This is a genomic window from uncultured Bacteroides sp., assembly GCF_958445495.1.
GTDB lineage: Bacteria > Bacteroidota > Bacteroidia > Bacteroidales > Bacteroidaceae > Bacteroides.
This window is the reverse complement of record NZ_CAUCSQ010000006.1, coordinates 119,399-130,085: the sequence shown is the minus strand read 5'-3', so window position 1 is coordinate 130,085 and position 10,687 is coordinate 119,399. Positions and strand designations below refer to the sequence as shown.

At 41.6% G+C, this 10,687-nt stretch carries 11 protein-coding genes; 6 read left to right on the top strand and 5 right to left on the bottom strand.

The genetic code is table 11. The annotated features are described in order from the left end of the window. The first annotated feature begins 53 nt into the window (after nucleotides 1-53). From Q5076_RS03825 to Q5076_RS03810, 4 genes are all read left to right on the top strand, one after another. A complete protein-coding gene (locus tag Q5076_RS03825; protein WP_303010964.1) occupies nucleotides 54-500 on the top strand; it encodes a lipocalin family protein in 447 nt (148 codons plus the stop codon). Between the two features lie 357 nt (nucleotides 501-857). Then, a complete protein-coding gene (locus Q5076_RS03820) occupies nucleotides 858-1,268 on the top strand; it encodes a Fur family transcriptional regulator (protein WP_303010963.1) in 411 nt (136 codons plus the stop codon). Nucleotides 1,269-1,308: 40 nt separating this feature from the next. Next, on the top strand, nucleotides 1,309-1,869 hold the full coding sequence (locus tag Q5076_RS03815; protein WP_303010961.1) for an NADH peroxidase: 561 nt from the start codon (nucleotides 1,309-1,311) through the stop codon (nucleotides 1,867-1,869). A 97-nt stretch (nucleotides 1,870-1,966) separates the two neighbouring features. Next, nucleotides 1,967-2,602, top strand: coding sequence for a SagB/ThcOx family dehydrogenase (locus Q5076_RS03810; RefSeq protein ID WP_303010959.1), 636 nt, complete (start codon nucleotides 1,967-1,969; stop codon nucleotides 2,600-2,602). 56 nt (nucleotides 2,603-2,658) lie between these two features. Here the strand turns inward: Q5076_RS03810 and Q5076_RS03805 are convergent, their stop codons facing one another. Next, nucleotides 2,659-3,126 (bottom strand): thioredoxin domain-containing protein, encoded by a 468-nt coding sequence (locus Q5076_RS03805; RefSeq protein WP_303010957.1) that lies wholly within the window; start codon nucleotides 3,124-3,126, stop codon nucleotides 2,659-2,661. 11 nt (nucleotides 3,127-3,137) lie between these two features. Further along, on the bottom strand, nucleotides 3,138-3,437 hold the full coding sequence (gene trxA, locus Q5076_RS03800; RefSeq protein WP_303010954.1) for a thioredoxin: 300 nt from the start codon (nucleotides 3,435-3,437) through the stop codon (nucleotides 3,138-3,140). 197 nt (nucleotides 3,438-3,634) lie between these two features. Here trxA and Q5076_RS03795 point away from each other — a divergent pair, with 197 nt between their 5' ends. Next, entirely contained in the window at nucleotides 3,635-4,762 is a 1,128-nt protein-coding gene (locus Q5076_RS03795) for a glycosyltransferase family protein (protein WP_303010953.1), read from the top strand. Further along, on the top strand, nucleotides 4,759-4,941 hold the full coding sequence (locus Q5076_RS03790) for a type II toxin-antitoxin system HicB family antitoxin (RefSeq protein ID WP_303010951.1): 183 nt from the start codon (nucleotides 4,759-4,761) through the stop codon (nucleotides 4,939-4,941). Before Q5076_RS03795 ends, Q5076_RS03790 begins: the two co-directional genes overlap by 4 nt. 102 nt (nucleotides 4,942-5,043) lie before the next feature. Here Q5076_RS03790 and Q5076_RS03785 read toward each other — a convergent pair whose 3' ends face one another. Genes Q5076_RS03785 through Q5076_RS03775 form a run of 3 tightly spaced genes read right to left on the bottom strand, consistent with a single transcriptional unit; the run spans nucleotide 5,044 to nucleotide 10,637 of the window. Then, nucleotides 5,044-7,203, bottom strand: coding sequence for a S46 family peptidase (locus Q5076_RS03785; protein WP_303010950.1), 2,160 nt, complete (start codon nucleotides 7,201-7,203; stop codon nucleotides 5,044-5,046). A gap of 10 nt (nucleotides 7,204-7,213) precedes the next feature. Continuing rightward, nucleotides 7,214-9,373 (bottom strand): S46 family peptidase, encoded by a 2,160-nt coding sequence (locus Q5076_RS03780; RefSeq protein ID WP_303010949.1) that lies wholly within the window; start codon nucleotides 9,371-9,373, stop codon nucleotides 7,214-7,216. Nucleotides 9,374-9,395: 22 nt separating this feature from the next. Beyond that, nucleotides 9,396-10,637 (bottom strand): anaerobic sulfatase-maturation protein, encoded by a 1,242-nt coding sequence (locus tag Q5076_RS03775; RefSeq protein WP_303010946.1) that lies wholly within the window; start codon nucleotides 10,635-10,637, stop codon nucleotides 9,396-9,398. Between the last annotated feature and the right edge of the window lie 50 nt (nucleotides 10,638-10,687).

The window sequence follows — 10,687 nt, the reverse complement described above, 5'->3', positions numbered from 1 at the left end:
GAGTTCTGCTGTCTGATACAAGAGGATAAATTGAATTGATAGAACTCACCTTAATGGTTTTGTTTGCCTTTATATTTTGTTGTACGTCGTGTGATGATGATGAAAAGGCGGATATTCCTACATTACCGGTTACGGCTGCCAATTTGAACGGGACATGGCGGTTGGCTGAATGGAATAGTCAGCCTTTGGCTGAGGGAACATATTGTTATATAACGTTCAATCGTAAAGAGCAGACCTTCGAAATGTATCAGAAATTCGACAGTATGTACGCACGTTATATTACGGGGTATTTCAGTATTGAGAAAGACCCTTATTTAGGGTATGTTGTCAGTGGAGAATATGATTTCGGTAATGGTGACTGGAATAACAATTACATTGTGACAGATTTATTGGCAACCGGCTCTATGGTCTGGACTGCAAAGGAAGACGTAGAAGATATATCCAGGTATGTTCGTTGTGACGGAATTCCATCTTCTATTTTGGATGAGGTTGGAAATTAACTGAATTTGAAAATCAGTGTTTGTATTAATCGGATAAATGAGATGCCGGAGGTTCAGATACCGATTTAAAGAATCACAGATTGTATAATTAATAAATATGAAAGGGAACATATCGGTCTTTATTCAGGGAGACGGTATGCTCCTTTTTGTTTCCAGTGTGATAATCCGGTTTCAAGTTAAAAATAATTCTTCCTTAAAATTGAGTCTTGGCGTACTTCTTTATGGTTTTCATGTTGACTGGAATTAATGTATTTGTATTTTTTTCTCGCAAATTATTTGATAATTCCAAAGAACTTTCTACCTTTGCATTGGATTTATAATTGTAATGAATACAAGTTTGGAAAAGGAAGAAGAATGATGAAACCATACGACCGACTGTTAGAATATAACATCAAGCCTTCCATGCAGCGTATTGCTATCATGGAATATTTGATGGAACATCTGATTCATCCGTCGGCAGATGATATATACACTGCACTTTCTCCTTCCATGCCTACGCTTTCGAAAACTACGGTATATAATACTTTAAGGTTGTTTTCAGAGCAGGGGGCGGCTCAAATGCTCACGATTGACGAGAAAAATGCCAATTTTGATGCGGATACTTCTGTTCATTCCCATTTCCTTTGTAAACAATGCGGTCGTATTTATGATTTACAGTGTCCGGAAGAAGTGAAAAAAATGGAAAATCGGGAGATGGACGGGCATTTGGTATCGGAAGTACATTGTTATTATAAAGGTATATGTAAGAATTGTTTAAGTGTAAGATAAGAAATACGTATTGACTAATTAATTTAAAATTGAAGAGAAAATGAAAAAGTTTAGATGTACTGTTTGTGGTTACGTTCATGAAGGTGACACAGCTCCCGAAAAATGTCCTTTGTGTAAAGCTCCTGCCAGCAAGTTTGTAGAAGTTGTTGAAACAGAAGGCGGTGCATTGACATTTGCTGACGAACATGTTATCGGTGTTGCAAAAGGTTGCGATGAAGAAATGATTAAGGATTTGAACAATCACTTCATGGGAGAATGTACTGAAGTTGGTATGTATCTGGCAATGAGCCGTCAGGCAGACCGTGAAGGCTATCCTGAAGTAGCTGAGGCTTTCAAACGCTATGCTTGGGAAGAAGCCGAACATGCTGCTAAGTTTGCAGAATTGTTGGGCGACTGTGTATGGGATACCAAAACAAACCTGCAAAAACGCAAAGATGCGGAACAGGGTGCATGCGAGGATAAAAAACGCATTGCAACTCGTGCTAAGGCTCTGAATCTGGATGCTATTCACGATACTGTACATGAAATGTGTAAAGACGAGGCTCGTCACGGTAAAGGTTTCGAAGGATTATACAACCGTTATTTCGGTGATAAGAAATAATCAAGCCTTATAAATAACTCTTAAAAGGTCTGTATTCCGCCATGAATACGGGCCTTTTTGTTTATATTTGTCCATTCAACTTTTAAATACCGCAGTTATGAGAAAAGTACAACTATTGTTTGCTTGTTTAGTGTTTTCGGCAGTAACATTTGCTGCTGATAAAGTAATTAAGTTACCGGAACCGAATTTAAATCGTACCGGGACAGTGATGAAGGCTTTGTCTGAACGGCATTCTACCCGTGAATATGCTTCAAAAGCATTGAGCCTGTCCGACCTCTCGGATTTGTTATGGGCTGCGAATGGAGTAAATCGTAAAGATTCGGGAAAAAGGACTGCTCCTTCGGCTTTGAATAAGCAGGATGTGGACGTATATGTAGTGTTGCCCGAGGGCAGCTATCTGTATGATGCCCGAAACCATCAGTTAAACTTGGTTGCCGAAGGAGATTATCGCGGAGCGGTTGCAGGCGGACAGGCATTTGTAAAGGCAGCTCCGGTTTCCTTGGTTTTGGTTAGTGACCTTTCCCGTTTCGGAGATGTAAAAAATGCGCGTAACAGTTTGATGGGGGCTATGGATGCGGGTATCGTTTCCCAAAATATCTCGATATTCTGCTCTTCTGCTAATTTGGCGACAGTACCGCGTGCTTCAATGGACAGTGCTCAATTGAAGAAAATGTTGAAATTGAAAGATAGCCAAATACCTATGATGAATCATCCTGTGGGATATTTTAAATAGGAAGGGCAAACATATATAAATAATGACGGTATTCCCCAGGGATACCGTCATTATTTTTATTTTAATAAAAACTCGTCAATCGCTTTTTTGTAAGTTGCCTTATCAGCGGCTCCTCGGAAAAGTTGGGGTTCTCCTTTCATGGGGATGAACACGAACAGTGGAATACTTGTGGCGTTGAACAAAGCAGCCAATTCTTTTTGTTTGTCCACATTGACTTTATAGATAACGATTTTTCCGGCATATTCTTTTGCCAGTTCTTTCATGAGCGGAGCTACTTGGCGGCAGGGACCACACCAGTCAGCATATAAATCGATGATGGCAGGTTTATCACCTTTGTACTTCCATTCTTTTGATTTTTCGTAATCAAAGACATCTTTTAAGAACATTTCTTTGTTCATTACGACAACTTCCCCTTGTTTACTTGTCGCTTCTTTTTTACCTTGGTTGGTTTCCGCCCTGCCATTGAATGCATATACGATTACGCTTATCATGACAAGGGCTACCACTGTCAATACTTTCTTCATTTTTTTATTTATTATGTATAATGCCGTTCTATTACTTCTTCTAACTCACTGCTGTGGATAACACCCGAATGTCTCCATATCGACTCTCCATTCTTGAACAGAATAAAGGTCGGCACAGCCTGAATACGATATTTCGTTGCTAACTCTTCGTGTTGGTCAACGTCAATTTTTACGATACGCGCCTTGTCGCCTACGTTCAGTTTGAGTTCTTCCAAAACAGGTTTCATGGCTTTGCACGGGCCACACCATTCTGCAAAAAAATCAACTAAGACAGGTATCGGCGACTGTATCAATTCTTCAAATTTTTCCATAATCTTTTCTTTCTTAATTTAATGACAGCCTTTGAAGACTGCAAATATAAGTTCTATTTTTATTAATATAACGTGAAAAGACGTTTTTTGTTCATTGAATAGTAATCGGAGAGACATCTTGCTGTAATGTGGAAACGGGAAATTTGCGTATCGAAAAGAAGCAGATTTAAGGTTATGAACCCAATAACGATTGCGATATGAAATTCTTATTTATTGTTCAGGGAGAGGGTAGGGGGCATTTGACGCAGGCCATTACTCTTGAGGAAATGTTGTTGCGTAATGGACATGAAGTGGTGGAAGTGTTGGTAGGAGAAAGTTCTTTGCGTACCTTGCCGGGATTCTTTAACCGGAGTATTCATGCACCGGTTAAACGTTTTGTCAGTCCGAATTTTCTGCCTTCGACAGATAATAAGCGGATGAATCTGAGGAAAAGCATAGCTTATAATATTTTGAGATTACCGGAATATTTTCGTAGTATGCGTTATATAAACCGGCGGATTAAAGAGACTGACGCAGAGGTCGTCATCAATTTTTATGAACTTCTGACCGGTTTTACTTATGCGTTCTTCCGCCCTTCAGTTCCATATATCTGCATCGGACATCAGTATTTGTTCCTGCATCGTGATTTTGATTTTCCGGATAAAAGTCCGATACAGTTGTGGATGCTGCGTTTTTTTACGCGCATGACAGCTATCAGAGCATCGAAAAAGCTGGCTTTGTCTTTCAGGGAAATGAAGTGTGATGATGAACGCCATATTGAGGTGGTCCCTCCTTTGCTTCGTCAGGAAGTAACGGCTATTCGGCCGGAAGAGGGAGATTACATTCATGGATATATGATAAATGCCGGTTTTGTGGATAGCGTGGAAAAATTCCATGCATTATACCCGGAAGTTCCTTTAAATTTTTTCTGGGACAAGGCAGGTATGGAAGAGATGGTCAAAGTAGATGATACCCTGTGTTTTTATCAGATAGATGATGTTAAATTTCTCAATGGGATGGCGAATTGCAGAGCTTATGCCAGTACGGCAGGCTTTGAGTCTATCTGTGAGGCGATGTATCTCGGTAAGCCAGTATTGATGGTTCCGGCACATATAGAACAAGATTGCAATGCCTATGATGCGATGAAAGCGGGTGCGGGTATTGTCTGTGATTCCTTCGAACTGGAATCGTTGCTTCGTTTTGCCGAAAAATATATTCCAAATCGTGATTTTGTTTATTGGGTCCGTAGTTGTGAACATCGGATTATTTTAGAGTTGGCAAAACTGACGGCTTCGCAATCAGAACTAACTTCAATATCAACTTATACTCATTATTTACCGATATGAAACTGGATAAAACGGATTATGTGCTTGAACGTACGACGGATGGCGGTTATTATGCCTGGCTGACAGTGAATATACAATGTAATGCCTATGGGGAATCTCCAGATGAAGCTGTACGTAATTTAGAAGAGTCGATGAATGAAATGATTGATGAAATGTACATGGTAGAAGATTTCATTTGATAAAGACTCTTCTTAAAACTTAAAATGTAAAATCAGAATACGCGATTTTTCACAGAGAATATATCTTCTGCAAAAAATCGCGTATTTTGTACTTTAAAAAAATTATTCTGCAATGCTTAATTCATCGATGAGATGAGAAGCTCCTGCAAATTTGTCTATGATGAATAAAATATATCGGATATCGACACAAGCTGCGCGTTGTGAAGAAGGACGGAAAGCAATGTCTCCTGTCAGGCCCTCAAAATTACGGTCAAAAGCGGTCCCTACCAGTTGTCCCTTACTGTTGAAAACCGGACTGCCGGAGTTTCCGCCCGTATTGTCAGTGTTTACAATAAAGCAGACTGGCATTTCTCCGTTTTTTCCATAACTCCCGTATTCTTTGGAGTTATATAACTCTTTCAGCTTTTGCGGTACGACAAATTCCCAGTTGTCCGGATCTTCTTTTTCCATTACACCTTTGAGAGTGGTATGAGCGTCATACGTTATGCCGTCTGCCGGTTCGTATGAAAGAACTTGGCCATAAGTCAGGCGTAAGGTAGAATTGGCATCCGGATAAATCGGCATTCCTTTTTCCTGCTTCATGTCCATCATCCCTTTGACCCATACTTTATGGGCGGCATCATAATTTTCATTGGCTTCTTTCATCGCGATGGCAGTTTTCAATATTCCGTCGGTAATGGAGTATTTGAATAATACCATCCAATCATGTCCTATTTTATATAAGCTCGGTTTTTTGATGAATTTCTCAAAATTTTCCCGGTTGCCGAAAATAGAATTATCGAAGCAAGCATTGACAAATGCATCGATGTTGCCTTTGAAACGTGAATCAATGATTCCGAAAATACTGATTCTTTGTTCCGCAGGGATATAGCCGGCGTAGGTTTTCAGCATTTCTTTAGTCACCATCCGTTCGACCTCCGGAAAAGGAACGGAAGCAAAATATTTTTCACCTTCCTGTTTCAGTTTCAGTTTTGCTTCTTTTATTTGCTCTTTGTCTTTTGACTTTAAAGCGGCTACCATTTCTGTGGTGGAAGGAATGCGCATGAAATCGAGAGCTGTAACCAATGCTTCGTTGATAGCTTGCTGGTGATATAAGGCATCATGCCGATGAGCAACGATTGAACGGATTTCATCAAAAGCTTTTTGATAAGAATCATCTCCTTTTTCACGGCCGCGGGCCAGGAGCTCTTCTTGTTGCGTACGTTTGGTATCCAGTACTTTGAGGCGTACCAGCCCTTCATTCATCCCAATGGCGTTTTTCCAATAATTGGCTGATGATGCATATTTGCTGGCATAATGGATACGTATGGCGGGGTCTTTCAGCATTTGCTCCATCAGTACTTTCTGACGGGCTCCGCGTACGTGTTGACGCATGAAATTGGTGGTCTGCATCCGTTCTTCCACTTCATCGGAAATCATGTACCGCCAGTTACGTCCGGGAAACCCCATGATAAAAGTAAAATCTCCTTCCTTTACTCCGGCAAGGCTGATAGTCAGGTGTTTTTTTACACGTAGCGGGACATTCTCTTTCGAATATGCTGCCGGTTTCCCGTTTTTGTCTGCATAAATGCGGAAGAGAGAAAAATCTCCCGTATGGCGCGGCCACATCCAGTTGTCCGTATCCGCCCCGAATTTTCCGATAGAAGAAGGCGGCGCTCCTACCATACGGATATCACTGTATTCTGTTTTTACAAACAGGAAATATTTATTCCCCCCGTAAAAAGCCTTCAATTCCAGTTTGGTTGCAGGGGTGGTTTCTATTTTCTCTGCTTTTGCAAAACGTTCCGCCACTTTGCCGAGATAGGTCGGAGACAAGTAATTGACTCCGTTCGGGTCCGGGTCTTTTTTTAATTGTTCATTCACGTAATCGGTCACGTCCAATATACGGTCAATGAACGTAACGGTCAGCCCCGGAGTAGGAAGTTCCGCATCACGGTTCATAGCCCAGAATCCATCTGTCAAGTAATCGTGTTCTACATTACTGTGCTGTTGGATAGCTCCGTAACCGCAATGATGATTGGTTAGGACCAATCCTTCGGAAGAAATAACTTCCCCTGTACATCCTTTGCCGAAGTGCACAACTGCGTCTTTGAGGGAGAGCCCGTTTGCATTGTACACTTCCTCGATAGGAATTTCGAGGCCGAGCTCCCGCATGGCAACTGCGTTTTGAGTTTTCAAATCTGTCAGCATCCACATGCCTTCGTCGGCATGGATGCTGAGAGTTGCCAGAGAAAAGATTGCAAATAGAATTTGTTTTCTCATTTATTCTACCTTATTCTACGATTGTCATTTCATTAATCAGATGTCCGCAGTTACCCAGTTTTTCAAGAATGAAAAGAACGTAACGGATATCCAGATTGATGCAGCGTTGCAGATTATTGTCAAAGTTGATGTCGCCGCTTAACGATTCCCAGTTACCGTCAAAAGCGCAACCTATCAATTCTCCGTTCTCGTTCAATACCGGACTGCCTGAATTACCGCCGGTAATATCATTGGTAGACAGAAAGCAAACAGGCATATCGCCGTTGGGTAAAGCGTAACGGCCGTAATCTTTCTTTTCAATCAGTTCTTTCAATTTAGCGGGAACAACGAATTCACGGTCGTCCGGGTTCTCTTTTTCAAGGATACCTTTGGTAGTTGTGTAGTAGTTGTAGTGTACGCCGTCTTTCGGGTTGTAAGGTTTTATATTGCCGTAAGTCAGACGAATTGTGAAATTGGCATCCGGATAGGAAGGTACGGGCAGTTTCATTTCACCAAGACCGCGGATATACGTTTTGTGAAGTAAAGCCAGTTCTTTATCCATTTCTTCCAATTGGGAGGCGATTTTTTCGAACAAATCATATTTTGACTGGCAGTATTGCAAAGCCAAATCATTATCGATGGCTTTTACTGTCGGCTTTTTGACAAATTTCTCAAAATTCTCACGGTTGGAGAAAATGGAGTTGTCATACATGTCGTCTATGAACTTGTCGTAGTTTCCTTTATATTTCTGTTCGATTACTTTGTAAATAGAAAGACGCTGGTCCGCAGGAACCATTTCCGCATAGAGAGGGAATAAAACTTTGGCTACTTTGCGGTCTACCTCATGGTCGTAGTCTTTGTTGTGGATGCTGTTGTAGGTTTCCTTCAGGGCTTCAATGCGTATTTTGATAAGAGAGTCGTTCTTTTCCGCCAATGCTTCGCGTGTTTTGGATAAAAGGACACTTCCGAATTCGATTGCCCCGAAAAAAGTCTCTCTCAAGCAGGTGAACTGATAGTTAAGAGGAGCGGTTTTGGCTACCAGCTCATCAATTTTTTTCACAACCGTTGCATAATCCGCATTGTTTTTTGCTTTTGCAAATTCGGCGAATTTGGCTTCATTGGCAGCCTTTGTGCCCAGCACATCGTTGTCGATGATGGCTTTGTTCATTCCGATGGAATTTTTCCAATAGTTACTGGAACCTGCATATTTATTCGCATATTGGATACGGATTTTATCGCTTGCGTTCATCACTTCTTTCAGTACTTCCAGACGGGCGCCGCGAATACGGATTCTCGGATTATTTTCAGATTCCATGCGTTCCTTTACTTCCGATACGGTCAGGTAACGGCTTGTACTTCCGGGAAATCCCATAATCATCGCATAGTCCCCTTCTTTCAAACCTTTGAGAGAGATGGACAGATGTTTCTTTGTTTTTAGAGGTACATTATCGGCGCTGTATTCTGCCGGTTCTCCGTTGGCATCCGCATAGATACGGAACATGGAGAAATCACCCGTGTGACGGGGCCACATCCAGTTGTCCGTTTCGCCGCCGAACTTACCGATGGAAGAGGGTGGAGCGGCAACCATGCGTACGTCCGAGTATATTTTTTTGTAAAATAGGTAGAATTTATTTCCTGCATAAAACGGAAGAGCTTGCGGAACAATTCCTTTTTTATCTTTCAAATCACTCTTATTATAAAGCTCATTTGCCAGTTTTTGGAGAAAGGCGCCGCTGAAAGATTCGGATTCGCTGATTTCCTTTGAAGCGATTTTGGCATTGACAATATCCGTGATGTCTTCAATTCGTTCGATGAATGTGAATTTAAGTCCCGGAGTAGGAAGTTCCTGTTCTCTGGAAGTAGCCCAGAATCCGTCCGTCAGGTAATCGTGTTCTACACTACTGTGTTGTTGGATGGAAGCGTAACCGCAATGATGGTTCGTTAGAATCAGACCTTCCGGTGAGATGATTTCACCCGTACATCCTCCTCCGAATATGCCGACGGCATCTTTCAAAGAAACGCCGTTCGGATTATATAAATCTTGTGCTTCCAGTTTCAATCCTTGTTTTTTCATCATGTCTATGGAATGTTGCTGTTGCATCAGTTGCAATAACCACATGCCTTCGTCCGCTCTTGCGGAACATACAATGAGCGCTGTCAGCGCCAATAAATAAAGTTTTAGTCTGTTCATGAAAATAATTGTGATTTATGATTTATAAATTCTGATTTCTGATTTCCTGCAGGTGTTTCATTATATTGGCAGGAGGACGTTGATTCATCAGTTCATTCTTCATGAAGTCCATGTAAGGAGCTACATGCTGGAAAAACTGGTAATATCCTTTACATAAATAGTTCAAACCGGGTTCACCGCCGACTGTCTGGCTGAAACGGTTTTTGGGACATTCTCCGTTACAGGCGAACAGGTATTCACATTCCTTACATTGGGTCGGGAGGGATTGGTATTTCATATTGCCGAATTTATGTTGACGTTCGCTGTGCATCATTTCTACCAGTGTCTGGCTGTAAATATTGCCCAATTTGTATTCGGGGAATACGAAATGGTCACAGGAATATACGTCTCCGTTGAATTCCATGACTCCCGCATGTCCGCAGGTTTTTGCCATTGTACATATACCGGGCTGTTCGCCTATCCAGTTAGCCAGGGTAGAATCGAATATCTGTATATAATAATTGCCTACATCCTCTTTCACCCATTCGTCAAAAAGAGTGCAGAGAAAATTACCCCATTGTTCGGGAGTGATTGAGAAGTCTGCAAGTTCACCTTTCCGGTTCTCGGCAAGAGAGGCGAGATGGCGTCCGTCCTGATGTTCGAGAATCCGTTCGACGATGGGAGCGAATTGGATATAATGGCAGTCTATTTCTTTGAAAAAGCGATAGAAATCCAGTGGATAGTCGGCGTTGAAATCATTTATGACTGCCATTGCATTCCATTCCACCCCATGTTTTTTCAGGAGGTTGATGCCTTGCATTACTTTGACAAAAGAAGGTTTGCCCATTTTGTTTTTGCGGTATTCGTCATGAAACTCCTGCGGACCGTCGATGGATACTCCTACCAACCAGTTGTTTTCACGGAAAAATTCACACCATTCGTCGGTAAGCATCGTTCCGTTAGTCTGGATACAGTTGTCAATGGTACGTCCGCGGGCATATTTCTTTTGAAGTTCAACCGCCTTTTTGTAAAAGGAGAGAGGCCGCATGAGCGTTTCTCCCCCGTGCCAGGTGAAAAGCACCTGTGGCATAGTTTGTGAATTGATATACTCGTCGGTAAACTTTTCCAGAAGTTCATCGCTCATTACGTGTTTGGGATTGTCCTTGTACAGATTCGCTTTTTCCAGATAATAGCAGTAATCGCATGCAAGGTTACATACGGCGCCTACGGGCTTTACCATAACATAAAGCGGTTTGGCAAAAGGGGCATAAGTTGATGTTTTCATAGCTGCAAAATTAGATAAACTAAATGAAAAAAATACCTATGTATCCATGT